Raw genomic sequence first — 25,360 nt, 5'->3', positions numbered from 1 at the left:
CAGTTGGAGAGTAGCAAAAATGAGTTTAGCGGAACTGGGAACCTCCCCAGGCAAGGTAGAGACAATTGAGCAGGTTGGGCACTACACCAATAACCCACTCGCCGCGTTCGCCCATCTATGTGGAAACAAAAGTAACGCGCTGCTGCTAGAATCAGCAGAGATTGATTCGAAAGATGACTTACAAAGCTTATTAATGGTAGATGCCGCGCTTCGCATGGAATGCAGAGGTAACCGTGTAGAAGTAAAAGCATTAACCGGTAATGGTGCATCAGTACTGCCTTTGTTCGCCTGCCACGCGCCAGAGGGCTTACACGTCACAGAAAGGACAGACACTTCGGTTACACTATTTTGTGACGACGCTGATAGTGAGCTTGACGAAGACAGTCGCTTAAAAGCGGCCAGCGTGATGGACGCACTTAGGATTGTTATTAACAAAATAACGCCTATTCGCCAGCACCCGCATGCCGTGTTTTTAGGCGGTGTATTTGCGTACGATATGTTAGCAGGTTTTGAAAAACTGCCCGATGTGGCAGAAGGTGAAAATGACTGTCCGGATTTTGTGTTTTACCTTGCAGAAACCTTGATAACGGTAGATCACCAAACCCGCGAAACCCATTTGATTGGAAGCGTATTTAGTGGTGGTGAAGTAGCGCAACAATATTTTGCGATCGCACAACGACTAGAGGCTATTCATCAACAGCTGCACGATATGCCCGCCCAGCCTGTATTAGTAAACAAAAATGCGGCTTCACAAAGTGCACAAAGTGGACAGACACTCAGTGCAACGGCGTCAGTACAAAACGGACAGACACTTTCGTCACTAGATGCAAGTGTAGATATAAGTGACGAGCAGTTTTGCACCCATGTACTCGATTTAAAGCAGCATATTCTTGCTGGCGATATATTTCAGGTTGTGCCATCACGCACATTCTCTCTCCCCTGCCCATCGCCTTTGCTCGCTTATGCTAAACTTAAAGAGTCAAATCCAAGCCCTTACATGTTTTACATGCAAGACGCTGCTTTCAGTATTTTTGGCGCGTCGCCAGAGTCGGCTCTTAAATACGAAAGCGAAAGCAACCAGGTAGAAATCTACCCTATCGCAGGCACGCGTCCTCGCGGAAAGCGCCCCGACGGAACTATCGACAGAGACTTAGACAGTCGCATTGAACTTAACCTTCGTGAAGACACCAAAGAAAAATCTGAGCATATCATGCTAGTAGACTTAGCGCGTAATGACGTTGCTAAAGTCAGTCGTCCTGGCACGCGCTACGTAAAGGATTTGCTTAAAGTTGACCGTTACTCTCATGTCATGCATTTAGTATCGCGAGTGGTAGGCCAGCTTCGTGATGATTTAGACGCCCTACACGCATATCAAGCGTGTATGAACATGGGTACGTTAGTAGGCGCCCCCAAAGTCAGTGCCGCAACACTCATTCGTGAAGTAGAACAAAAACGCCGTGGAAGTTACGGCGGCGCGGTAGGCTACTTGAACGGCCAAGGTGATATGGATACCTGCATTGTGATTCGTTCAGCCTTTGTGAAAAACGGCACCGCTTATATTCAGGCGGGTGCGGGCGTAGTGTATGACTCCGTACCCCAAGCAGAGGCCGATGAAACGCGCGCAAAGGCGCAAGCAGTTATAGGTGCGGTTAAAGCCGCGCTTCAGGCAGAAATGAAAAGCGGTGAGCCAGCGGTAAATGAAGGAGATAACGCATGAACCAACAAGTCACCACTTTATTTTTGCTCGACAATGTAGACTCGTTTACTTATAACCTTGTTGATGAACTGCGCACTCTTGATTTAGACATCAAAGTTTACAGAAACACGGTGTCTGCTGATATGCTATTTGAAAGAATGCAGGAGCAGGCGACGAAAGGCCCGGTTTTACTTATGTTATCTCCTGGGCCGGGTGCACCAAGTGAAGCGGGGTGCATGCCAGCACTCCTTAAGAAAGTACAAGGCGTATTCCCCGTCATTGGTATCTGCCTTGGCCACCAAGCTATTGTAGAGCATTATGGCGGTAGCGTAGGTCGCGCGAATCAGGTCATGCACGGCAAGTCGTCTGCCATCACCCATTCACGAGAAGCAATGTTTGAGGGCCTTCAGCAACCATTACATGTGGCCCGCTATCATTCGCTTGTGGCGCACCAACTGCCTGAAAATCTCACGGTTTGCGCATCGACCGTTAACGATGACGGTAGCGAAGCTGTGATGGCCGTTTACCATAGCGAAGATCGTATGCTTGGCTTTCAGTTTCACCCAGAATCCATTTTAACAGCTCACGGCAGTATGCTGTTAAAGCAAAGTATTGACTATTTAACGTTACAGGGAGCGAACCATGCTTAACGCAGGCCCTCTACTTGAACAACTTATGCTTCGCGAGTCGCTTTCGCAAACTGAAGCTTACAGCCTGTTCAATAGCATTATGCACGGCGAGCAAAGTGAAGTAATGATTGCAGCAGTGCTTACCGCACTAAAAATGAAAAAAGAGTCGCCAGGGGAAATTGCTGGTGCAGCCAGTGCCATGGTGGCTAACGCGCTTCCCTTTCCCACACCCTCTTACGAATTTGCAGATATCGTTGGCACTGGGGGTGACGGCCACAACACTATTAACATCTCCAGTGCAGCTGGTGTTGTTGCTGCAGCGTGTGGGGTGAAAGTAGCCAAACACGGTAACAGAAGCGTGTCGAGCAAGTCTGGCTCGGCTGATTTGTTTCGTCAGTTTGGTTTAAATTTAGACGTAACCCCCGAAATATCGCGAAAGTGCTTAGATGAAGCAAATTTCACATTTCTTTTTGCGCCGGTTTATCATGCCGGCATGCGCCACGCAGCCCCCGTCCGCGCTGCTATGAAGACAAGAACCTTGTTCAATATCTTAGGGCCACTGGTCAACCCGGCGGGTCCAACTCACGGTGTTTTCGGCGTATACTCCCCCGAACTGCTTGAACCTTACGCCAAAACCCTTATGCTGCTTGGCCAACACCGCGCCATGATTGTACACGGGGACGGTCTGGACGAGCTGGCGCTTCACGGTGAATCAATGATTTATGACCTTGAACATGGCGACATTCGAAAGCTTACGGTAACGGCACAGGACTTCGGTTTACCCCACTATTCACTGTCGGCCATTGAAGGTGGCGAGCCTGAAGAAAACAGACAATTTGTTGAATCGGCCCTTAACGGTGAAGGTAAAGAAGCGCACCGCGCCGCTATTGCTATGAACTGTGGCGCGCTGTTGAAAGTAACCGGTAAAGTCACCACGTTTAAAGAAGGCGCAGAAATGGCAATGAATGCCATGTCAGAAGGGCTCCCCATGCAGCTACTATCAAAAGTGGCCCAAATTACTCAGGAGGTAAGCACGAATGGCTAATGTGCTTGAGAAAATTGTTGCAGACAAACGAGAGGAAGTGGCCGCACGCAAAGATGCGCTAAGGCTAGAAAGTTTTAAAGCGGATTTAGTTCCTTCAGAAAAAAGCCTATTTGCTGCGCTTAGCGAGCCCAACGCCGGCTTTATCTTTGAATGTAAGAAAGCATCACCATCGAAAGGGCTTATTCGAGAAAAGTTCGATTTAGATGAAATTTTAGCGGCTTACACTCCCTACGCTGCCGGCATTTCGGTGCTAACAGACGAGAAATACTTTCAAGGAAAGTTTGAATACTTAGCTTATGTAACAGAGCGCGTTGCACAGCCCGTGCTTAACAAAGACTTTTTTGTTGATACTTACCAAGTGTATTTAGCGCGTCATTACAATGCCGACGCAGTACTACTTATGCTAAGCGTGCTTAGCGATGAAGAGTATCGTGCACTGGCTGACGTGGCTCACTCGCTTTCACTCGATATTCTTACCGAGGTGAGCAATGAAGAAGAAATGGAACGTGCAATAGCGCTAAAGGCGAATATTATTGGTATCAACAACCGTAATTTGCGTGACCTTTCCACGGATCTTGCCACCACAGAACGCTTAGTGCCGATGCTAGAAAAAGCCTCGCACGACTACGTGGTGATTTCAGAGTCTGGCATCTACACCCACCAAGACGTGCTGCGTTTAGCGCCCATATCCCAAGGTTTCTTAGTGGGCAGTGCGTTGATGGCGGAAGACGACTTACCGCGCGCCGTGAAAACGTTGGTAAATGGTGGCGTTAAAGTATGCGGATTAACAAGCATCGAACAGGCGCAAATGGCGTTTGACGAGGGTGCGAGTTTTGGCGGGCTAATCTTCGCGGAAAAGTCACCGCGCTGTGTTACTAAAGAGCAGGCGCACTCTATAACGCAAAGCGTCAACGGCGCGTTTGTAGGGGTATTTGTAAATCACGATATTGACGAGGTAGCATCGCTTGCTACGTCATTAAACCTTTTCGCAGTGCAGCTTCATGGTAGCGAAGATGAAGCTTATATCGCTGCGCTTGCTGAAAAGCTGCCTAAAGAGTGCGAAATCTGGGTAGTTGAAGGGATTAAAGCCTCCTCTACTGGCGCACTACCTGAAACAGTGGACAGACACTTAAACAATAAACGAGTTAACCGCGTACTTTTCGATTGCCAAGTGGGTGATGCGAAAGGTGGCACCGGTGAATCATTTGATTGGCAGTTGCTTAGTGGCATTGAGGCAAAGCCTAAGTTAGTGCTTGCTGGCGGTATCGATGCCGACAACGCAGCCGACGCTATCGCTACAGGGTGCGGAGTTATCGATGTAAATTCAGGCGTAGAGACTGCCCCAGGTAAGAAAAGTGCAGATAAGCTTAAGTCGCTGTTTGCTGCTTGCCGCCGTTACTAAATTAAAAAACAGGACAACGTAATGAACCAGTTAGATACAAAATTTGGCGAATTTGGTGGCATGTACGTGCCCGAATTACTTATTCCAGCCTTGGATCAGTTGGAAAAAGCTTTCTTAGATGCCAAAGAGGATCCTAGTTTTAACGAAGAATTTCTATCACTGCTTAAAGATTATGCCGGTCGACCTACGGCAATGACGTTAACTCGAAATCTTGTGAGCAACCCAAAAGTGAAACTTTACCTTAAACGTGAAGACTTACTTCACGGTGGCGCGCACAAAACCAACCAAGTGCTTGGTCAGGCTTTGTTAACTAAGCGCATGGGCAAAAAAGAAGTGATCGCAGAAACCGGTGCTGGTCAACACGGTGTGGCAACGGCGTTGGCATGTGCGCTACTTGGCTTGAAAGCGCGTATTTACATGGGTGCGAAAGACGTTGAACGTCAGGCACCTAACGTGTTCCGTATGAAGCTAATGGGCGCCGAGGTAATCCCTGTAAACGCAGGGTCTGGTACGTTAAAAGATGCGGTAAACGAAGCCATGCGCGACTGGTCAGCTAATTACGATACCGCGCATTATCTTTTAGGTACTGCTGCAGGCCCTCACCCCTTCCCTACTATTGTTCGTGAGTATCACCGAATGATTGGCGAAGAAACGCGTGCGCAAATAATGGAAAAAGAAGGCCGTTTGCCAGACGCGGTAGTGGCGTGTGTAGGTGGAGGCTCAAATGCTATTGGCATGTTTGCCGACTTCATTGATGAGCCTTCCGTTCGCCTAGTAGGCGTTGAGCCCGCCGGTAAAGGGGTTCACACAAAAGAGCATGGCGCAACCATAGTTACAGGAACAAAAGGTATTCTTCATGGCGCATACACCTTCATCATGCAAGACAAAGAAGGTCAAATTGAAGAAAGTTACTCAGTGTCGGCTGGCCTTGATTACCCTGCGGTTGGCCCTCAGCACGCTTATCTACACGACATTGGTCGCGCAGAATACGTAGCGGCAACCGATGAAGAAGCGCTAAACGCGTTTCAGTTGCTAGCAAGAAAGGAAGGGATTATTCCTGCGCTTGAATCATCGCACGCTCTTGCTCACGCGCTTAACATGGCTGATGAGGCAGAAGAAGAAACCATTATTGTGGTTAACTTATCGGGTCGTGGCGACAAAGACTTAGCGCACGTTATCAACATTCTAGGGGACGATTTATAATGGACAGATATGCACAGATGTTTACGGGCCTTGATAAGAAAAACCAAGGCGCATTCGTGCCCTTCGTCATGGTGGGCGACCCAGATTTAGCACAGTCAGAAGCTATTATCTGCCAGCTTATAGAAAGCGGAGCAGATGCGCTAGAGCTAGGCATTCCTTATTCAGACCCGATTGCTGACGGCCCAACCATCCAGGCTTCTGCCATTCGCGCGCTAGAAAGCGAGGTTACTGTAGCGGATTGTTTGAGTGTAATCGCCCGCGTTCGAGCAAAGTACCCTGAGGTGCCAATTGGCTTGTTGCTGTATAGCAACCTAGTAATGGCGCAGGGTATCGAAAACTTTTACAGTAAAGCGCGTGACGCTGGCGTAGACTCAATACTGGTGGCAGACGTTCCGATTCGAGAAGCTGCGCCTTTCCAAAAAGCTGCTGAAAACACCGGTATTTCGCAAATTTTGATTGCACCACCGAATGCGACTGAAGAGACCATGGAGAAGATTGGCGAGTACTCAGAAGGTTACACTTACCTATTGGGTCGCGCAGGGGTTACGGGGGCCGAAACTGCTGCGAATGTTCCAGCTTCTGAGCTTATCGAGCGTTTGAACAAACACAAGGCTGCACCTGCGCTACTAGGTTTCGGTATCTCAACGCCGGAGCAAGTTAAATCTGCTATTGATGCCGGCGCTGCAGGTGCTATTTCAGGCTCAGCGACAGTAAATATTATTGCCGCTAACTTATCGGACAGTCACAAAATGCTTAGTGAGCTAGGTACATTTGTTGAAAACATGAAAGCAGCGACAGCTAAGGGGTAATAAGCATGCTATACATGATTTGTGCTACCGATGTCGCTGACAGCCTTGAAAAGCGTTTGAATGCACGTCCCGCCCACTTAGCACGTTTAAACGTGCTAAAAGACGCAGGACGTTTAGTGATGGCTGGCCCCTTCCCTGCAGTTGATAGCCCAGATCCGGGACCAGCAGGGTTCACCGGCTCACTGGTTGTTGCCGAGTTTGACTCTTTAGAAGGTGCTCAAGCGTGGGCCGATGCCGACCCATATATCGAGGCCGGCGTTTATGAAAGCGTGATCGTTAAGCCTTACAAAAGGGTTTTACCTTAACTTAGGCTTATTTAGCTAAAAAGGTCCGAAAAGTACCGTTTAACAATATTTGGCTATACAAAAAGCCCTCGATGGTTGATGAATTCAACTATCGAGGGCTTTTTTGTTGCTAAGTTAAAGCCGCAATGATTTCACTTGCGCGCCCTAACTTCGCACATTGATTGTGGACAGACACTCAAATTCGGATTCGCAGCTGTGGACACACACTTAAAAGCGTTACCTATACTTAATGGACAGACACTTTGTGTATCAGGTAAACATCCGTTATCCGACGTTTTATAAGTCTACTTTTTCGTGTTCACCCATTTCATTTGGCTTAACGGTTTTACCTGTAAGCATTTTGAACATACCTTTAAGTGACGGGTCTGCGTCCCATACTTCTGCATCTTCAAGCTCAAATCGTAGCATTAGAAGCGACGGGTCTTCTTTACCTTTCTCGAACCAAGCTTCCACTGGGTTAGACCAATACTTATCAATAATTTTCTTTCTTGACTCAACGGTAAGCATTCCGCGAATACATGCAAATACATCGTGACCTTTAGATGCAAAATGCACCATCGCTTTACCCCCCTTGGCAATGCGATTGTCCCGGCTTGTGTAGAACCAGAACTCCCCACCTGCTTCTTTATCGAGCTGCGCATACATTGGCTCTGCATGCACATCCTCTCCAACAAGGCTTACCATCACTTTGGGGCTATCTGACATGGCTTTCCACATCGTTTTCTTGATATCACTAGACATAATTCCTCCTTGTAGAAAGAGTGACTGTCCGAATACATCATTTTCGGACTTACCACGCTTACCCTTCTTTCATTTTAAGACAACCTAGATACGCACAAGCTATGCCAATAGCTGCAGAATGACTTTCTCTGCCTAAGGTTACTTAAGTTACATTAAGTGAATTGCTTTAAATGGACAGACACGCTCTGTGGCCCGTTTGGTCGCTGCCAAGTAACAAAAAAACAATCAGAAACACATTTGAATTTTTCATATTTTTTGAAATCGCCTGTGAGTTTTAAGCCTTTCTCAGCTGTTCAATTACCTACTTTTGTATTTTGGACAGACACTTTTTCAATGTATGCGTAAGAATTACCTAACGAGATACCGCCGAAAAAAAGCTGTAACAGCGAAGAGTCTACATTTACAAAACTCTAGACAAGGCAGTTACCAAGGTTGAGCTAAGCCTTTTATTCATAATCTCTCATTTCTCTATAAGTGTTATTAAAACTACAAAGTGACTGTCCACTTTACCTTTGCACTCCTCTAAATAACACGTGAGTGTCTGTCCGCTTTTATGCGCTCCTCTAAATACTACGTGAGTGTCTGTCCGCTTTTTTGCGCTTTTTTGGAGCGCGATTTACATCGAGTGTCTGTCCCATATTATTTTTTGTCCCATTGCTGTGATTACTTAAGGCTTATGTACAGCTTTCTCTTGGCACGGTAGACTGAACTAAATTCAGAATGGGTTCAGTTTGCACCTATATACTTATCTATAATTTGGCCCGGGTGGGATAATTTTTTGTGAGGTTGTATGGCATTATCGCTTCGAGTTGCAGTGCTTTGCGTGGTATTAGCGTTCACTAGCACCACGCCCGCTATTGCGTTACAAAGTAACGGTGGCGGAATTTCAAAAGGTGAAGCTGCCGAGCGCGCTCGTGTTGCCGTCAATGGTCGTGTTCTTAAGATTGAGCAAACCTCAAAAAATTACCGGGTAAAAGTGCTGAAAAAGTCAGGACGTGTAGTATCAGTTGAAGTCGATAAGCGCTCAGGCAAGGTGAAAACAAGTAAAGGTAAGGATTAACATGCGTATCCTCGTAGCAGAAGACGATAGCCGATTATTAACCCAACTTGATGCATTGCTGCAGCAAAACGGTTATAGCGTTGATTTGGCTGACAACGGAGAGCATGCGCTTTTTCTGATTAAAGAGTATGACTATGATCTCGCGATTGTTGATATTGGTATGCCCAAACTAGATGGCTTCGAGGTTATTCGGAAAGCTCGCCAAGCAGATATCTCATGCCCCATTCTTATTTTAACCGCAAGAGATCGATGGCAAGAAAAAGTGGAAGGGTTAGATGCTGGTGCCGACGACTACCTTACCAAGCCATTTCATAACGAGGAATTGCTTGCGCGAACAAAAGCGCTAATTAGACGTGCCTCAGGACAAGCCAACCCAACTATCCAATTTGGGCCAATCTCTTTAGATACGGTAAGCGAAGAGCTATCAATAAATGGCAAAGCGTTAGACTTAACCGCCTATGAATATAAAGTGATGGAATACCTGATGCTCAACCCCCAGAAGGTTATTTCAAAAACTGAACTCACTGAACACATTTACGACCAAGACTTTGACTTAGACAGCAATGTTATTGAAGTGTTCGTGGGAAGGTTACGTAAAAAGCTCGACCCTGCTGGGGACTTAAAGCCCATAGAAACCCTTAGAGGTAGAGGCTACAGGATAAATAGAAGTCTATGAGACAGTTGTCTCTTCGCCTAAGAAGTATTTTTCTAGCAATAGTCCTTTTAGCGTTCTTCGCTCCTTTTACCGTTGTCATTTTAGATGAAGCTTATACCGACAGCCTGACCGAGGCTAAAATGAGCGAGCTTAGGTTGATGAACTTAGGCTTATTATCAGCGTTTGAGCTAGATGGCGATCTGCCCTATATGCCAGAGATTTTATATGAGGAGCAGCTGAACCTTCCAGGCTCAGGCTACCTTGGCGTGATCGTGTTTAGAGACGAAGTTATTTGGCAGTCTGCGTCTGCACTAGAGTATACCTTTACCCCGCCTAATATAGATGTAGCTGTTGGCAATGAGCTTTTTTTGGAGTCGTATACACCTGCCTTCGATAAAAATGCTAACTTTTTCGTTTATGCTTTCACCGCTGAGTTTGCTTCTAGCCGAGACTTTGAGCCAGTACGGTTTTATATTTTTAATAATAGAGCGCTTTTCGAAGATGAACGAAGCACCTTTTTAAGCACTACATGGCAATGGATTTTTACGCTGTGTTTAGCGCTGCTTATATTTATCGTAATTGGCATAAGCCTTGTACTTTTACCTGTGAGAAAGTTAATTGACGAGATATCACAGGCTTCTCGCGGTGAAAAGCGTCAACTATCGTCGCGGTACCCCGTTGAATTTGATTCTTTAAAGCAGTCTATAAATGGGCTTCTTCATACTGAAGCGGCGCAAAGAACAAGGTACAAAAACAGCTTAGGTGATTTGGCGCATAGCTTGAAAACACCTCTTGCCGTCGCCTCAGGGCATAAGACACTACCAAGTGAAGTAGGCGAAGCGCTAAGACAAATTGATAACATCATAAAACGCCAGCTAAAAAGAGCTAGTGCCGGTAAAACGGGGTGGCAACAAGGCATTGCCGTGCAACCTGTTCTCAATAAACTCGCTGATGCAATGGACAAAGTTTATCAAGAAAAAGCCCTAACTATTGAGTTCGAAGTAGATGATAACATTCAGTTTAAAGGTGATGAAACTGACTTCATGGAACTTAGCGGAAACCTTCTCGACAACGCGTGTAAAGCGGCGAAAAATAGGGTTCTCGTATCCGCAAAAATCAAGTCCGGTTGGCTTGTTATACATGTCGAGGATGATGGCCCAGGCATACCGTACGATAAAAAAACACTGCTTTTAGAACGCGGAACGCGTTTAGACACCTACGAAGAAGGCCATGGCATAGGTATGGCGCTAGTAGCTGACTTAGTGTCAATTTACGAAGGAAGAATGCAGATTGAGGATAGTGAACTAGGTGGAGCAAATATAGTACTTCAATTTCCGAATCACGCGTAATTAACAAGCAAAAAATTAGTAATAAGAAAAGGGGCTTCCTTTTTTTACTGATTGATTCGCCATATTTCTTAAAGTGCAGCTTAAGCTGTCAAAGAAATAATATTCGAAATGATCGTGGAAATGACGGTGGACAGACACTCAAAGCCAAATCTAAAATGGGACAGACACACCAACTTGCTGAGAAATCGCAGAGTACCTTTCAATGGCATGCATAGGTGAAGCAAAAGTGGACAGTCACTCCTTCAGTCATTAACTTCTAATAAAAAGCTTATTGAGCTGAATAAAAAGTGTCTGTCCACTGAGAATTCATCAAAAGTTACTTTGCAGTAGCTTTTTCACCCTCACTTGAAAGCAATACGGCTAACCACTTGCTCTCTTCTCGTGACTCAAGCGCAATTTTTACAACCATAGTAAGAGGTACTGAAAGAAGCATCCCTACCGTCCCTAATAGCCATCCCCAAAAAATTAATGAGAGAAATACTACAAGCGTTGATAGTCCCATTCCTTTTCCCATTAATCTAGGCTCTACCATGTTGCCCATAATCGTATTGACGAGCAGAAAGCCAAGTGCTGCAAAGCCTGCTGAGGCAGGACCTAGCTGCACAAATGCAATTAATACAGCAGGTAAGGCCGCAATGATTGAGCCTATGTTTGGAATAAAATTCAACATAAATGCCAAAACGGCCCACAGCATAAAGTGGTCCACACCCATCACATAAAGCCAAACGCCAATAATTACTCCTGTGCCTAAACTAACCACCGTTTTTATAGCGAGGTAGCTATTCACTGACCGTATAAACTTATCAATATGCTTGAGCTTCATATCAGGGTCGGCAAGTGCAATATGTAAGCGACGTGGAATACTGTCAGCTTCAAACAGCATGAAGATAACTGTTAAAAGGATTAAAAATAAGTTAGATAGCACGCCCCCCATCCCACTTATGAAATTAGTCGCAACAGACATCGCAGTAGAAGGGTCTAGGTGCGAAGCAATGAGTTCACGGTTGATGTGAATGTTAAATTCAGCAAGCTTCGCTACTACCCATGCAAACTCAGTATTCAACTTGCTTCTGTACTCTGGAAGATTCTCTCGAAACTCCGTCATAGACTGGCCTACTAAGCCAGCTAAAAGAAAACCAAATACGACAATAAGCAGTATAACAAACGTGATAGAAAGCCACTTAGGCACGCCGAATTTCGAGGTCCAGCGTATAATTGGGCTACACGCTATAGCGATAAAAACAGAGAGAAAAAATGGCACCATGATCGCACTGGCTGCTTTTACGCCGGCCATTACTACCACTAAGCATGCTAAAACGATAAGAATTTTTGCTGTTGGCGAGCCTAGTTCCATTGACATTTTGTGCTACATTCCTGATTGAAACGACAATACTTTACAACGACTTATAAACAACTACAAACAAGAGACTCCAATGAACTTTAATCTTGCAACTATAAAAATTAAAAACTTGAGACTACGCACTTACATTGGCATTAACGAAGATGAAATCAAAAACAAGCAAGACGTTGTTGTTAATGTAAAAATTGATTACGACGCAGAGAAAGCAACGAATACAGACGATATGTCTGACGCGTTAAATTATAAAACGATTACTAAGGCAATAATTAAGTTAGTAGAAGATAACCGATTTTCTTTGCTAGAAAAGCTCACAGCAGACGTTTTAAGCATAGCGGCAGAGCACTCATCTGTTCGATATGCTGAAGTAGAAGTTGATAAACCACACGCTTTGCGATTCTCCGACTCGGTTTCGTTAACGCTTTCTTGCAATAAGACTGGATAAATTAAAGGTTTAAGGAGAATTCGGTGAACATACTCATGACCGGTGGTACCGGGCTAATTGGTAGCGAATTTATTAGAAAATACGCGAACGAGCATTCGTTTACCGTGGTCTCTCGTAACGCAAACAAAGCCCGACAAGTGTTAGGCGATAGCATTCAAACACTAGAAAGTATTGCGTCCCTCACAAACATTGAAGCGTTTGACGCTGTAATAAATCTAGCGGGCGAACCAATTGCTGACAAACGGTGGACAGACACTCAAAAAAAGAAAATTTGCGATAGCCGCTGGAGCACGACCGCTGAGTTAGTGGCTAAGATAAATGATAGCGATAAGCCTCCAAAAACACTCATATCTGGCTCAGCTATTGGGTTCTACGGCAATCAGGGCGACAGGCTCGTTACCGAAGAAACTCATCCATATGACGAGTTTACGCATGACCTATGTGCTAAATGGGAGACTATCGCAAATGGCGTCAACCTGAATAGAACTCGTGTTGCGACTTTACGAACAGGAGTTGTGCTATCTGATAAGGGCGGAGCGCTAGACAAAATGGCTCTGCCGTTTAAGCTTGGCGTGGGAGGCACATTAGGCAGCGGAGATCAGTATTTGGCGTGGATCCATTTACAAGATATGGTCCGCGCCATTGCATTCCTATTGGAGCATGATGCTTGCAAAGGGCCTTTTAATCTAACGGCACCAGAGCCAGTAACCAATAAAGCTTTTTCTAAGTCACTAGCGTCGGCATTAGGTCGCCCCTGCCTTTTCAACGTACCGAGTTTTGTTATGAAAATGGCAATGGGAGAGTCGTCAACCATGATTTTAGAAGGTCAGCGTGTGATTCCGAAGAAGCTAACGACCGCCGGGTTCAAGTTTGATTACCCTACCGTCGATGAGGCGCTTTCTGAAATTTATAGTGCTTAACGGTACGTCAGCCGCAGTCAATGAGCATTAGTGGAGCATTAGTGGACAGACACTCGGGGTAAAGAAAGTGACTGTCCTTTTTATTAAATCGAAGTTTTGATTTCCACTACTTTGATACATTCCAACTTAATTGCCCTACTCGATTCCAGATAGCTATTGTATAGAGGTACTTGTATTGCCATAACTGTGGCGAACTAGAAGTGCGAGTTGAACCGCTATTATGCTGGTAATTCATGAAATGCAGATGTGAAGCGGACAGACACTCATTCAATTAAAGTGTCTGTCCACAATAGGCCCTCATTTAATAACGAAATGGCTCTGAGCTCGCCGCTACACCATATTGCGCAGCATTTGACTAGTATTAAGCGTCAATAGTCGCCAGCACCCGAACGCGCCTAGAAGGCCTACAACCACTGCCCCAACACTTGGGGCTATAGCCCAATATTCAGGATGAAGGCTTGCTTGCATCTGGAAAACCGAGGTTTGAAGCAGGTAAAGGCTTAATTCATTCGCCATTGCCGCCATAAATCCGGCTACAACTCCAATGATAACAAACTCAAAAATAACGCTTTTTCGAATAAGAGCGCCCTTAGCTCCTAATGTGCGAAGGATGGCTATTTCCTGCCTTCGTTCTTCCATACTCGCTTGGACTTGTGCAATTAATACCAAGCTTCCTGCAAGTAAAACGAGTACGAGTATAAACTCTACGGCAACGGAAACTTGATCTACTATCTCTCGCAGTTGATTGATTCTCGCATCCACATCGAACATAGTTATCGACGCAAAGGGCTTCAACAGATTAGTCAACTCAGCTTTTCTTTCAGATGGTAGGTAAAAGCTCGTGATATAAGTGGGACTAAATGCGGCCATCGCTTCCGGATGGATGACGAAGAAAAAGTTTGGCTGCATGGTTTGCCAATTCACTTTACGCAAACTCGTTACTTTAGTCTCTACAATTTCGCTACCTACGTTAAAGGTAAGCCTATCGCCCATCCGAATGTTTAACCTTTCAGCCACACCTTCTTCAACGGATACGGGAAACCACCCTTCGTCATAGTTCGCATCTACGCCACCATGCCAATTTCCTTCAATAACCTCATTTTCTTTTTGTAACGTGTTACTCCAGGTGAGATTAGCTTCTCGCCCTAACCCTCGGCGGCCTTCACGATTCGGCTCATCTTCTTTAGAAACGTCGGTATTTACCCCCTCGCCATTTACCGACACGAAACGGCCTCGAATGACAGGGTAAAACTCCTGTATATCCACGCCATTTTCAGCAAAGTGTCTGTCCAACTGCGGTTGGATGTCTGGAGTAATATTTATTAAGAAATAATTTGGTGTACCTTCTGGTAACTGCGAACGCCATTGCGAGACCATGTCATTTCGCATTACAAGTACTACCAATAGCAGCATAATGGTGACCGAGAAGCTAATAAGCTGAACACTGTTATCCATAGCGCGACGTTTGATACGCGCCCATGCTAACTGCCAAGGCCCCATTCTACCGCTGCCAAGTTTACGTCCAAGCGCAATCAATATGAATGTAGCGCCTAGTAGCCCAAGCACTAAGGCTGCGCCGGATACAAACAAAATGGCGCTAATTTTAAGGTCTTGGCTATACATCCACATCAATAAAAATATTGCGCCCCCTGAGGCCACGAATTGGATACTACGAGAACGCAGATTTGCCGAGATGTCTTTTCGTAATACCCTCAACGGTGGCACAGAAAATAGCTGCATTAGTGGATATAAAGAAAACAGTAACGCGCAAGTAGCCCCCGTGGCTATGGCTATCAAAAGTGGCCGCCAGTGCCATACGTTCAGCGACACGTCTACTCTATCAGCAACAAGCGAAACAACAATCTGCTGCCCAATAAACCCAATTATTAAACCAATAAGAATCCCAAGAGCAGTAATAAACAGTATTTGGAACAAGTAGACTTTGCGGATGACCTTGCTTGTAGCGCCTAGTGTTTTCATAATTGCCACTGGGTCGAAATGCCGCTGAGCATAACGCTGGGCAGCAACGGCAATAGATACCGCTGCCAATACAATGGCGAGTAGGCTCGCTAATAGAAAGTAGCGCTCTGCCCTGGCTACGGAGCGTCCAATAGCCGACTCATCATCTTCCACCGTCCTCCATGAATGAAGATCATCGTTAAGTTGTGGTAATAGCCAGCTATTAAAGCGTTCAATATCACCAGTATCGCCAGCGAGAAAACCTACGTAGCGCGCCCTACTGCCTGGGCCCGTTATCGCTGTTTTTTCTAAATCATCAAGGTTCATAAGCGCTATAGGGTCGGTGTTAAAAACGCTAAAACCTGCATCTGGTATATCGACAAGTACACGCGTGACGGTAAAAGTACCATCCCCTATTTCGATTTCATCGCCTATTAATAGGCCCAAACTTTGAAAAAGTCGCGACTGTACCCATACTTCGCCGGTTTGCGGCAAATCTGTAGCAACTTGTTTTTCTCCAAAAGGCTTTTCGGCAACATTAACTATACCTTTCAAAGGATAAGAATTATTCACCGCACGTAAATCTACAAGCGACATCTCATCGCCATTAAAGACCATTGAGCGAGTAGAAACCTGCTTAGCCGTTGATAGACCCTCTTGTTGAGCCTTAATCAACCACTCCTCATTGATAGGGTCATCAGAACGTAGTTGAGCGTCAGCCGCAATAAATGCCGCGGAACGTGCCTTAAGCGCTCCTTGTAAACGCTCACTAAAAAGCGAGAGTGATAAAACCGCGGCAACCGATAAAACGATTGCAAGTAAAATGATAGTAAGCTCACCACGTCTGGCTTCATGTTTAAAAAGTCGCCACGCCAAATTGAAAGATGTCGACATTTATACTGCCTCTTTTTTACTGACAACATTTATATCAGTCGTCTCAACAAGCTCTCCAGCATTCATAGTCAACTGTCTATCACAGTGCTCTGCCAATTCGTTATCGTGCGTAACTAAAACAAGCGTAGTGCCTTTTTCCCTATTCATTTGAAACAATAACGATTCTATTTTTGCACTGTTTTTGGCATCAAGATTACCCGTCGGCTCATCGGCAAATAATATTTTAGGCGAAGTTATAAAAGCACGCGCAATGGCCACTCTCTGCTGCTCGCCGCCAGACAATTGGTTAGGGAAATGGTGAGCCCGGTGCTTAAGTCCAACCTGCTCTAGAATATTCATGGCGAGGGCTTTGGGGCTATCTAGACCAGCAATTTCGGCGGGAAGCATCACGTTCTCAAGCGCAGTTAAGCTCTGCACAAGCATAAAGCTCTGAAAAATAAAGCCTACTTTATTTCCCCTTAATACGGCTCGCTCTTCTTCTCCCATACTATGTAGCCCTTCGCCGTCTAGGAAGATTTCACCTTCCGTAACTTGATCAAGCCCTGCCAACAAGCCCAAGAGGGTTGATTTGCCCGAGCCTGACGCACCGATAATGGCAACTGACTCACCTGACTTGACTTCAAAAGAAATAGGACTAAGGATCTGCAAAGAACCTTCGCTCGTATCCACTACTTTAGTTACAGAATTAGCTTTTATCATATGGGGTCGTCAATTCGTGTTTGTTAAATTTCGTTATTTATTCGCTTTTGTACTTATTATTTTAATACCCTTTCAAGCGCTATCAGATCAAGGTGAGCAAGGTGACACAAGCGAAAAGGCGGTTTTGCTTATTTTAGGTGACAGTCTATCTGCGGCCTACGGGTTGCAGCAACATCAAGGCTGGGTCAGTTTGTTACAAAAGATGTGGGAAGACGACAACATTCCGATTGATATTGTAAATGCTGCGGTAAGTGGTGAAACAACAGATGGCGGATTAGCGCGCTTTCCGCGGTTATTAGATCAACATACGCCATCCCATGTATTAATTGAATTAGGCGGTAACGATGGGCTTCAGGGGCATAACATAAACAAAATAAAAAATAACTTGAATTCATTAGTTAATGTGGCGAAAGAAAACAATGCCGTTGTATTTCTTCAAGAAATGCAGATCCCTTCGAATTACGGTAGGCGTTACACGCAAATGTTTACTCAAAACTTCAGCAAAGTGGCTGACGAGCAAGATATAGCAACGATTCCCTTTTTTCTTGAAGAAATAGCGCTTAATCAAGAATTAATGCAAAACGATGGCATTCATCCCAACGCTGAGGCACAGCCTTTGATTGCTAATTTTATGGACAGACACTTAAGAAGTTTAATTCTTGATGTTCAATAAATATGCTATTCTTGACTAATCTACGATCTTGGTATGAGGTTTATCTATGGATGTATCATCTGTTAATTCGATGCCCGTCTCGACGGTTTTAGAGTCACCCCAGCGCCCTCAGCAGCAAGTTGAGCCTCGTAGTGAGCAAGAAAACCGCACAGCGCAGCCGCAAAATACGCAGCAAACGTCCAGTTCTACAGACAGTCGCGTTGGGTCGCGTGTAGATGTATTTGTATAGCTATAGTTGAACCGAAGGGACAGACACTTGTATTAAGTCTCTCGTTGACGCAGCGACACGTTACTAAAAATGTGCTTAAAGTGGCTCAAAGTGGGCTTAAAGTGGACAGACACTTTCATTCGACATGTGTCTGTCCACTTTTTGATTCACTTTTTGATTACAATGGGTGTCTCTCCATTTCTTAGTATACTTTTCCGACTAAAACTGTCCTAAAGACCACTTAAACTTTACGCCGAACGCCCCATAATGCAGGTAATTAACTTGGGGATACGGACATGCCTTTACCTAGATACAAACAAATAAATACCGATGTGACACCCTACTATCACTGTATTTCCCGTTGCGTAAGACAATCTTACCTCTGTGGTCGAGATGCTCGCACTGGAATTAATTATGAACATAGAAGAAAGTGGATTCAGGATAGGCTACATAAACTTTCACAGGCATTTGCCATTGATTTATGCGCTTATGCTGTGATGCATAATCATATTCATATAGTGCTTCATGTAGCAAAAGGAAGAGTTGACGGGTGGACAATGGATGAAGTGTTGCTGAGGTGGAGAATGTTTTACAAATGCCCACCCCTTGTCCAACGCTATTTTGATGATTTTGATTCGGTAACTGCAAAAGAGCTTGTCGAATTACAAGCACTTTCGGTGATATACAGAGAGCGGCTTCAAAGCATCAGCTGGTTTATGCGATTGCTTAACGAATACATTGCAAGAAGAGCTAACAAGGAAGATGAATGTAAGGGATATTTTTGGGAAAGGCGGTTCAGATCTCAAGCCATCCTAGATGAAAAAGCACTCGCAAGTGTAATGGCTTATGTGGATTTAAACCCTATACGAGCAAAGATTGCACGTACTCTCAAGGGCTCGCATTTCACCAGTATTCAATATCGCTTGAACGCCCAACGTGTTAATAAGACACCCAAGTTTCTGATGCCGTTTAGCGATAAACGCGTAAAAGATAAAGCCTCCTTGCCCTTCGCTTTCGTTGATTATATTCAGCTAATTAATGACACTTTGACCGCCGAACAGAATGACTCAGTTCAAAAACTGCCCTTGCTTCCTAGCCGATTACTTACCAAACTAGGTATGACAAAGGAGAACTGGCACCTAGTTACCAACAATTTTGAAACACTTTTTACCGGGCCTGTAGGATGCCCAGAAATGATGGACAATTTTGCTAAATGCTGCCAAAGGGCATGCCGCCCGAACCTAGCAAATGCCCAAAAGTATTTATCTTAACCTAAGTGGCAATGACCTCAACTATCAGCCTGGCGAGCCAGTACCTCCACGATATCTTGCGAGTTTGTTAACCGTCTAATATCGTTAAATAGAAGTTCAGCTTCTGGGTACTGCCTTTTTAGGTAGCCGCACCATTGCTTGATCCGGTTTGGGTAATACCTGCCTTTATCACCAAAAATTTCGTAACCTGAATATTGAATAAGCAGCGCAGCAAGTTCAGGCCAAGGCATAGGCGCTTGACGACCTTTGATACATAACGCCAAATTAGGCATTGCCAACGCGCCGCGGCCAACCATCAAATTGGTGCATTCAGACTGTTCCTGACAGCGTTGTGCATCTTCAGCACTCCATATTTCTCCGTTAGCAACGAGCGGTATATTAGTATGTTGTTTAATTTTTGCTATCCAATCCCAGTATGCTGGAGGCTTATACCCTTCAGTTTTAGTCCTTGCATGGACAACTAATTCTGACGCGCCGGCTTCAGTTATTGCCACAGCATTTTCCACCGCTAACGACTTATCTTCAAAACCTAATCTTATTTTAGCTGAAACTGGTATCTCAGCTGGAACTGCATCTCTCACAGCTTTTACAATGTCATAAAGAGTTTGGGTTTCTTTAAGTAAAACCGCTCCCCCTTTGCTCTTGTTTACCGTCTTGGCAGGACAACCAAAATTGAGATCTACGCCAGGAGAACCTAACTCCACTGCAGTTTGAGCATTTTCAGCAAGCCACTTGGGGTGCTGCCCTAGTAATTGAACACGCACAGGCACCCCTGATGGCGTTTTCCCACCATTATGAAGTTCCGGACATAATCTATAGAAAGTCTTTTTAGGGAGTTTTTGGTCCACAACCCTAACAAATTCAGTAACACATTGATCGAAGCCGCCCACGCGAGTAAGCATATCTCTCATCAAATGATCTACAACGCCCTCCATAGGGGCAAGCATTACTTTCATTAAAAAATATCTCGGGTTGTTTAAATGAAAATTGGCGCGGGAGTTTAGCAAAAAGTCGTGATCTCAGCCAGGATTTGATAGTTGTTATATGGGATTGAGTGTCTGTCCGCTTATACCGCGCTTTTTATCAATTCACACACTATATCAATTAAAGGGATGTCACTCTCAAAGTTCGACATTAACATTCTCAGGCCGGGAAAAAAGTGTCTGTTCGAAGTCCACACGTATATATGAGGCGATAAGTTCGTTAGTAGAATTAACGAATTTCACTTGGGTTAAGTGTCTGTCCTAGCGTTGCCTTGTGGCGCGTTTTTAAGCGCAAATAGGCGAGAAATTACAGCTTTCTTTTGGGAGTTTGTGTATGTCCGCCAATGAGTAATTTCATCGATAGTGCGATTGCAACCCGAGCAAACGTCATCATCATCCAGTTTACACAGCGCGATACAGGGTGAGGTGATATTCATACTGCTTTTGTTCTATTTAAACCTTGTTGCTGATTGCGTTCCTGAGATGCGGCAATCGCCAATTGCGCCGTTTCCGACAGCTCTTTACTAGACCATAGACATACGTGACAACCAAATTGTCGTTCTAAATAAGATGCAAACTCAGTGTCTGTCCTACATTCTTGCTTTATTAAATGCTGCTTTTTACCGTCGTAAATAACTGCGGAAAATATATACACGATGAGCCTCCCTAATAAGAGGCTCAAATATACATCTAGACGTCTAAACGTTCAAGCGGCTATTTAATAAAGTTCAGTGCGGCGCATATCGCTGACACTTGTGCTTCATTGCAGTTCTCAGGCGTCGCATTATCGCTATCGGGATACACCTCAGTAGTAGTGACGTACTTTGCATCGGTCAACCCGCCACAAAGCGATAGCGCCTTTTTGTCATAGCAAATAACACCTTCACTCACTACATCAGCACCAATTATTTTGCCGTTCTCATCGGCAGGCGCAATATGGGTTACCTCCTTAACCGCATCAATGACCGCTTTTTGAAATTCTAGCTGAGGGTTGGATGTATTGGCTACCGTGTAAAAACCATCAGGGATGTTCCAGTTATCATGCGTTACTCCGTCTCGAGCAGCTAGTGCGGGTCTAAACTCACTGTTGTCTGTGTCGGTAGTTTCGTGCAAATCGATGTGAAGCGCTAAAGGTAGAGCCAATTCATTCACTAGCTTAATCAGTTGAGCTGATTCTGGAGCGGGAGAGCCCGGGTAGAAGGAACGGTTAGGATCTAACGCTAGCGGATTCCATCTGTTTATTGTTTCATAGCCCCAGGGGCTAACGCACGGAACAACTACGATATTAAATAAGTCTTTAAAAGTAGCCAGCTTCGCTTCAATAAACTGAAGGGCTCCTTGTACACCGCTCGTTTCATAGCCGTGCACACCGCCTGTGATAAGCGCAGAAGGCTTATTAGAGTCAATATTTATTGGGACAACAGCATACAATGGGTAACGCGCTTCGTCATAAGGTAATGCACCATATTGCTTTAACTGAAAACCTTCAGGAACAATTTTGCTAAGTTTATCAAGCACCTCTTCCTGATAACTTCGCTTCACCGACTGCTGTGCTTTCCACTGTGCTTTTTCTTCATTGCCCCATGGCTTGCCTGGAGTGCCTATTGGATAAATTTGCTGCATATAATACCTCTTTTGTATTTCTAAGATCATAACAGGTCAATCGTGTGACGTGTCAAAACCGTAAAAACTTTCTAGGTATTGGCGACATTAGAACTTTACACTTGCGACCACAGAGTCGAGAAAGGCAAAATGCGGCTGCAGAAAAGTGTCTGTCCACTTTGTCTTTGGACAGAAACAAAAAAACCAGCCGAATGGCTGGTTTTTTCGATATGGCGTCCCCTAGGGGATTCGAACCCCTGTTACCGCCGTGAAAGGGCGGTGTCCTAGGCCTCTAGACGAAGGGGACTGAAAACTTTAATTCGAAAGCTAAGCTCTCGATATTTTAGTAAATAAAGGCAAGCAGGTTGCTTATTTTACTAAACTTTCAGTCAGAAGTTGAATTAATCAACTCCAGCCTATTTCACAGTATTAACCGACTGTGACGCGATAAAATGGCGTCCCCTAGGGGATTCGAACCCCTGTTACCGCCGTGAAAGGGCGGTGTCCTAGGCCTCTAGACGAAGGGGACTGAAAACTTTATTTCGAAAGCTTGGCTTTCGATATTTTAGCAAATCAAGCTCGTTGCTTATTTTACTAAACTTTCAGTCAGAAGTTGAGTTAATCAACTCCAGCCTATTTCACAGTATTAATCGACTGTGACGCGATAAAATGGCGTCCCCTAGGGGATTCGAACCCCTGTTACCGCCGTGAAAGGGCGGTGTCCTAGGCCTCTAGACGAAGGGGACTGAAAACTTTATTTCGAAAGCTAGGCTTTCGATATTTTAGCAAATCAAGCACGTGGCTTTTTTTACTAAACATTCAGTCGGAAGTTGAGTTATTCAACTCCAGCCTATTTCACAGTATCAATCGACTGTGACGCGATAAAATGGCGTCCCCTAGGGGATTCGAACCCCTGTTACCGCCGTGAAAGGGCGGTGTCCTAGGCCTCTAGACGAAGGGGACAGAAATTTTGTTCAATGAAGCAAAGCTTCACTAAATTTCTGTAAGTGAGAGGTGAGCTCTGCGAACCGAGCGGCCTTATTCTTACTGAAATTTCTATCCAAAGTTTACTAAACTTCAGCCTATTTAAATCACAACTTAATGTGACTTGGTGGAGCCAGGCGGGATCGAACCGCCGACCTCCTGCATGCCATGCAGGCGCTCTCCCAGCTGAGCTATGGCCCCATCATGGTACCAGTCATTTTGTGTGACTGTTCCGTGACAGCGGGGCGCATTCTAGGCATCCCCCCCTGTCATGTCAACGCTTTTTTTATGAATTTTCTCTGTTTGCTATAAAAGTGAGCGCTTTGTCGATTCTCTCGCCAACTTTCTCTTTTGAAAGAAGGTTCAGCGTAACATCCAAAGACGGTGAATTACCGCCCCCGGTAACTGCTACACGTAGCGGCATACCTACCTTGCCCATACCTACTTCTAATTCTTCAGCGGTACTATTAATAGCGGCCTGAATATTTTCAGGGCTCCACTCTTCTATCGACATAAGTTTATCTTTAACAAGCTCTAATGGGCCTCGAGCGACCGGACGAAGGTGTTTTTTCGCCGCGTTCGCGTCAAACTCATCATAGTCTTGATAAAAGTACGTAGAAATCTCTGCCAGCTCTTTAAGAGTCTTTACACGATCTGCTTGAATAGCAATTACAGACTCAAGCGCTGGGCCTGCAGTTAAATCAACATTTAATGCATCAAAATGCCATTTTGCATGTGTTGCCACTTCGCTTGCTGGTAAACTTTTAATGTAATGTTGGTTCAACCAGATTAATTTTTCGGTATTAAATGCCGACGCAGATTGACCAATTGCATCTAAGCTAAACTTTTCAATCATCTCATCTACTGAGAAAACTTCCTGGTCACCATGTGACCACCCCAACCTAACAAGGTAATTCAATACCGCTTGTGGCAAGAAGCCGTCGTCTCGGTATTGCATTACGCTTACCGCACCATGGCGTTTAGACAACTTTTTTCCATCATCGCCTAAAATCATAGATACGTGAGCATAGTCGGGAATAGGCGCACCTAATGCTTCAAGAATATTAATCTGACGTGGCGTATTGTTAATGTGATCTTCACCACGAACAACATGGGTTATGCCCATATCCCAATCGTCAACAACAACACAGAAGTTATAAGTAGGCGTGCCGTCAGTACGTTGAATGATCAGATCATCAAGCTCGGTATTACTTATCTCAATTTTCCCGCGTACATGGTCGTTAATAACCACCTTGCCTTCTAACGGGTTTTTGAAGCGAATAACGAAAGGCTGACCTTCTGAGTGATCTGTTCTATCTCTCCATGTCCCAGGGTAACGCGGTTTTTCTCCACGCTCTTTTTGAGCCTCGCGTATTGCATCAAGCTCTTCCGAACTCATAAAGCACTTATACGCCTTCCCTTCGTCCAATAGCTTTTGAATTAACTCTTTGTATCTGTCAAAGCGCTCAGTTTGATAAATAGGACCTGTATCCCACGTTAAACCTAACCACAGCATTCCGTCCAGAATGGCTTGCTTTGCTTCTTCAGTTGAACGCTCAATATCTGTGTCTTCTATACGAAGAACAAATTCACCGCCTTTACTTTTTGCAAGAAGCCAAGAATAAAGCGCAGTTCGTGCGCCACCAACGTGAAGATAGCCTGTTGGGCTGGGTGCAAATCGTGTAACAACCGACATGGTCACTCTCTATAGTTAATGTGTTTCTAAAGTTGAGCGCATTCTACCAGTGTCCGCGCGACTTCAAAAGTAAGTTGAGAATAAGTAGAACAAGAAAACTTATAGAAATGAAAAATGAATGAAAAATGGACAGACACTCACTGCTATTTGTTTGTCGCTAAAAACTCTTGTCGAAGGCGGGCAGAGTATGAGTGTCTGTATTGGACAGTCACTCATATTCCTTATGTTTCTCTCGAGTTGTCTCAAGTTAAATGGTCTGGGAAACAGAAATCATGAAACGGACAGTCACTTCTATTCTCGCTAGAAGGTTTTTCCCTTCTTTTTCTTAAATTCAATTTAAACCGCAGGTTTGCAGTAAAGTCTTAGCCGCACGTTGATATTGAACGGACATTCACTTTTAGTCTCATACTGTTATGCGCCGATTAAGTGTCTATCCGTTTTGACTACATTTTGAATTTGGGGTGAAATGAGTGTCTGTCCCTTTCGATTACTTTTGACTAAATATGTGTCTGTCCCTTTTCGATTATAAGTGTCTGTCCTTTTTTAATTTCTTTTTTAATTTGGGGTTAGTAAAACGCTGTTCTTTTCATCAATTTAGTCAAGATACCGTCAGAGTGACTAAAATTCGGGCACACAGTCATTTTTCTTTAATTTTCTTGTTGACACTAACGGAACCGACTCTATAATACCGCCCCACTTGCTTAGGCAAGGTTTTAAAAAAATATGGACGCTTAGCTCAGTTGGGAGAGCATCGCCCTTACAAGGCGAGGGTCAC

24 protein-coding genes and 5 tRNA genes are annotated in these 25,360 nt (G+C 44.7%); 15 read left to right on the top strand and 14 right to left on the bottom strand.

The window, feature by feature from the left end; genetic code table 11:
• Window positions 1–19: 19 nt before the first annotated feature.
• The 7 genes from ACX5J7_RS19075 to ACX5J7_RS19045 are packed head-to-tail and all read left to right on the top strand — an operon-like array spanning window position 20 to window position 7,089.
• The gene (locus ACX5J7_RS19075; protein ID WP_498707893.1) at window positions 20–1,717 is read left to right on the top strand and encodes an anthranilate synthase component 1; all 1,698 of its coding nucleotides are present in this window, start codon (window positions 20–22) and stop codon (window positions 1,715–1,717) included.
• On the top strand, window positions 1,714–2,346 hold the full coding sequence (locus tag ACX5J7_RS19070; RefSeq protein WP_498707892.1) for an aminodeoxychorismate/anthranilate synthase component II: 633 nt from the start codon (window positions 1,714–1,716) through the stop codon (window positions 2,344–2,346). Before ACX5J7_RS19075 ends, ACX5J7_RS19070 begins: the two co-directional genes overlap by 4 nt.
• Entirely contained in the window at window positions 2,339–3,370 is a 1,032-nt protein-coding gene (gene trpD / locus ACX5J7_RS19065; RefSeq protein ID WP_498707891.1) for an anthranilate phosphoribosyltransferase, read from the top strand. The genes ACX5J7_RS19070 and trpD overlap by 8 nt, the downstream gene beginning before the upstream one ends.
• On the top strand, window positions 3,363–4,772 hold the full coding sequence (trpCF, locus tag ACX5J7_RS19060; RefSeq protein ID WP_278383419.1) for a bifunctional indole-3-glycerol-phosphate synthase TrpC/phosphoribosylanthranilate isomerase TrpF: 1,410 nt from the start codon (window positions 3,363–3,365) through the stop codon (window positions 4,770–4,772). The genes trpD and trpCF overlap by 8 nt, the downstream gene beginning before the upstream one ends.
• 21 nt (window positions 4,773–4,793) lie before the next feature.
• A complete protein-coding gene (gene trpB, locus ACX5J7_RS19055) occupies window positions 4,794–5,975 on the top strand; it encodes a tryptophan synthase subunit beta (RefSeq protein WP_012517860.1) in 1,182 nt (393 codons plus the stop codon).
• The gene (gene trpA, locus ACX5J7_RS19050) at window positions 5,975–6,784 is read left to right on the top strand and encodes a tryptophan synthase subunit alpha (protein ID WP_498707890.1); all 810 of its coding nucleotides are present in this window, start codon (window positions 5,975–5,977) and stop codon (window positions 6,782–6,784) included. The genes trpB and trpA overlap by 1 nt, the downstream gene beginning before the upstream one ends.
• A 5-nt stretch (window positions 6,785–6,789) precedes the next feature.
• Window positions 6,790–7,089: a YciI family protein gene (locus ACX5J7_RS19045; protein WP_071958899.1), complete on the top strand. Its 300-nt coding sequence runs from the start codon at window positions 6,790–6,792 to the stop codon at window positions 7,087–7,089.
• A gap of 276 nt (window positions 7,090–7,365) precedes the next feature.
• Here ACX5J7_RS19045 and ACX5J7_RS19040 read toward each other — a convergent pair whose 3' ends face one another.
• Entirely contained in the window at window positions 7,366–7,830 is a 465-nt protein-coding gene (locus ACX5J7_RS19040; protein WP_498707889.1) for a pyridoxamine 5'-phosphate oxidase family protein, read from the bottom strand.
• Window positions 7,831–8,620: 790 nt separating this feature from the next.
• Between ACX5J7_RS19040 and ACX5J7_RS19035 the strand changes: the two genes are divergently transcribed.
• From ACX5J7_RS19035 to ACX5J7_RS19025, 3 genes are read left to right on the top strand one after another with little or no spacing between them, the layout of a single operon-like run.
• Window positions 8,621–8,890 (top strand): PepSY domain-containing protein, encoded by a 270-nt coding sequence (locus ACX5J7_RS19035; RefSeq protein ID WP_015066764.1) that lies wholly within the window; start codon window positions 8,621–8,623, stop codon window positions 8,888–8,890.
• Window position 8,891: 1 nt separating this feature from the next.
• The gene (locus ACX5J7_RS19030; RefSeq protein ID WP_141151816.1) at window positions 8,892–9,566 is read left to right on the top strand and encodes a response regulator transcription factor; all 675 of its coding nucleotides are present in this window, start codon (window positions 8,892–8,894) and stop codon (window positions 9,564–9,566) included.
• Window positions 9,563–10,894: an ATP-binding protein gene (locus ACX5J7_RS19025; protein WP_498707887.1), complete on the top strand. Its 1,332-nt coding sequence runs from the start codon at window positions 9,563–9,565 to the stop codon at window positions 10,892–10,894. Before ACX5J7_RS19030 ends, ACX5J7_RS19025 begins: the two co-directional genes overlap by 4 nt.
• Before the next feature lie 316 nt (window positions 10,895–11,210).
• Here ACX5J7_RS19025 and ACX5J7_RS19020 read toward each other — a convergent pair whose 3' ends face one another.
• On the bottom strand, window positions 11,211–12,254 hold the full coding sequence (locus ACX5J7_RS19020; RefSeq protein ID WP_024016031.1) for an AI-2E family transporter: 1,044 nt from the start codon (window positions 12,252–12,254) through the stop codon (window positions 11,211–11,213).
• Window positions 12,255–12,327: 73 nt separating this feature from the next.
• Here ACX5J7_RS19020 and folX point away from each other — a divergent pair, with 73 nt between their 5' ends.
• A complete protein-coding gene (folX, locus tag ACX5J7_RS19015; protein WP_012517852.1) occupies window positions 12,328–12,696 on the top strand; it encodes a dihydroneopterin triphosphate 2'-epimerase in 369 nt (122 codons plus the stop codon).
• A 23-nt stretch (window positions 12,697–12,719) separates the two neighbouring features.
• Window positions 12,720–13,616, top strand: coding sequence for a TIGR01777 family oxidoreductase (locus tag ACX5J7_RS19010; protein WP_020744907.1), 897 nt, complete (start codon window positions 12,720–12,722; stop codon window positions 13,614–13,616).
• 330 nt (window positions 13,617–13,946) lie between these two features.
• Here the strand turns inward: ACX5J7_RS19010 and ACX5J7_RS19005 are convergent, their stop codons facing one another.
• Together ACX5J7_RS19005 and ACX5J7_RS19000 are read right to left on the bottom strand one after the other, a co-directional pair.
• Window positions 13,947–16,469 carry an ABC transporter permease gene (locus ACX5J7_RS19005; RefSeq protein ID WP_498707886.1) on the bottom strand — a complete coding sequence of 841 codons (2,523 nt, stop codon included), beginning with the start codon at window positions 16,467–16,469 and terminating at the stop codon, window positions 13,947–13,949.
• Window positions 16,470–17,168, bottom strand: coding sequence for an ABC transporter ATP-binding protein (locus tag ACX5J7_RS19000; protein ID WP_278383498.1), 699 nt, complete (start codon window positions 17,166–17,168; stop codon window positions 16,470–16,472). It abuts the gene before it with no gap.
• 16 nt (window positions 17,169–17,184) lie between these two features.
• On the opposite strand from ACX5J7_RS19000, the gene ACX5J7_RS18995 reads away from it, so the two are divergent.
• The 3 genes from ACX5J7_RS18995 to ACX5J7_RS18985 all read left to right on the top strand — a co-directional run bounded on the left by ACX5J7_RS18995 (window position 17,185) and on the right by ACX5J7_RS18985 (window position 19,320).
• Complete coding sequence (locus tag ACX5J7_RS18995) at window positions 17,185–17,841, top strand: arylesterase (protein WP_015066757.1); 657 nt, start codon at window positions 17,185–17,187, stop codon at window positions 17,839–17,841.
• Between the two features lie 46 nt (window positions 17,842–17,887).
• Window positions 17,888–18,070, top strand: a complete 183-nt coding sequence (locus ACX5J7_RS18990) for a hypothetical protein (protein WP_015066756.1) — start codon at window positions 17,888–17,890, stop codon at window positions 18,068–18,070.
• Window positions 18,071–18,345: 275 nt separating this feature from the next.
• Window positions 18,346–19,320, top strand: a complete 975-nt coding sequence (locus ACX5J7_RS18985; RefSeq protein ID WP_023559608.1) for a transposase — start codon at window positions 18,346–18,348, stop codon at window positions 19,318–19,320.
• 17 nt (window positions 19,321–19,337) lie between these two features.
• Here ACX5J7_RS18985 and dusC read toward each other — a convergent pair whose 3' ends face one another.
• From dusC to gltX, 10 genes are all read right to left on the bottom strand, one after another.
• Window positions 19,338–20,276, bottom strand: coding sequence for a tRNA dihydrouridine(16) synthase DusC (gene dusC / locus ACX5J7_RS18980; RefSeq protein WP_015066754.1), 939 nt, complete (start codon window positions 20,274–20,276; stop codon window positions 19,338–19,340).
• Between the two features lie 275 nt (window positions 20,277–20,551).
• Window positions 20,552–20,740 carry a DUF1289 domain-containing protein gene (locus ACX5J7_RS18975; protein WP_015066753.1) on the bottom strand — a complete coding sequence of 63 codons (189 nt, stop codon included), beginning with the start codon at window positions 20,738–20,740 and terminating at the stop codon, window positions 20,552–20,554.
• Window positions 20,737–20,958, bottom strand: a complete 222-nt coding sequence (locus ACX5J7_RS18970) for a hypothetical protein (protein ID WP_498707884.1) — start codon at window positions 20,956–20,958, stop codon at window positions 20,737–20,739. The genes ACX5J7_RS18975 and ACX5J7_RS18970 overlap by 4 nt, the downstream gene beginning before the upstream one ends.
• 59 nt (window positions 20,959–21,017) lie before the next feature.
• On the bottom strand, window positions 21,018–21,926 hold the full coding sequence (locus tag ACX5J7_RS18965; protein WP_278383500.1) for a M14 family metallopeptidase: 909 nt from the start codon (window positions 21,924–21,926) through the stop codon (window positions 21,018–21,020).
• 210 nt (window positions 21,927–22,136) lie between these two features.
• A tRNA-Glu gene (locus ACX5J7_RS18960) sits at window positions 22,137–22,212 on the bottom strand.
• Between the two features lie 146 nt (window positions 22,213–22,358).
• Window positions 22,359–22,434 (bottom strand) — tRNA-Glu (locus ACX5J7_RS18955).
• A gap of 141 nt (window positions 22,435–22,575) precedes the next feature.
• Window positions 22,576–22,651: transfer RNA gene (locus ACX5J7_RS18950), tRNA-Glu, on the bottom strand.
• A 141-nt stretch (window positions 22,652–22,792) separates the two neighbouring features.
• Window positions 22,793–22,868, bottom strand: a tRNA-Glu gene (locus tag ACX5J7_RS18945).
• 146 nt (window positions 22,869–23,014) lie between these two features.
• Window positions 23,015–23,090: transfer RNA gene (locus tag ACX5J7_RS18940), tRNA-Ala, on the bottom strand.
• 85 nt (window positions 23,091–23,175) lie between these two features.
• Window positions 23,176–24,585 (bottom strand): glutamate--tRNA ligase, encoded by a 1,410-nt coding sequence (gltX, locus tag ACX5J7_RS18935; RefSeq protein ID WP_474376936.1) that lies wholly within the window; start codon window positions 24,583–24,585, stop codon window positions 23,176–23,178.
• Window positions 24,586–25,360: the final 775 nt, after the last annotated feature.

It is taken from the genome of Alteromonas infernus (assembly GCF_902705815.1).
Note: the sequence above shows the minus strand (reverse complement) of the source record. Positions and strands in the feature narration are given on the sequence as shown.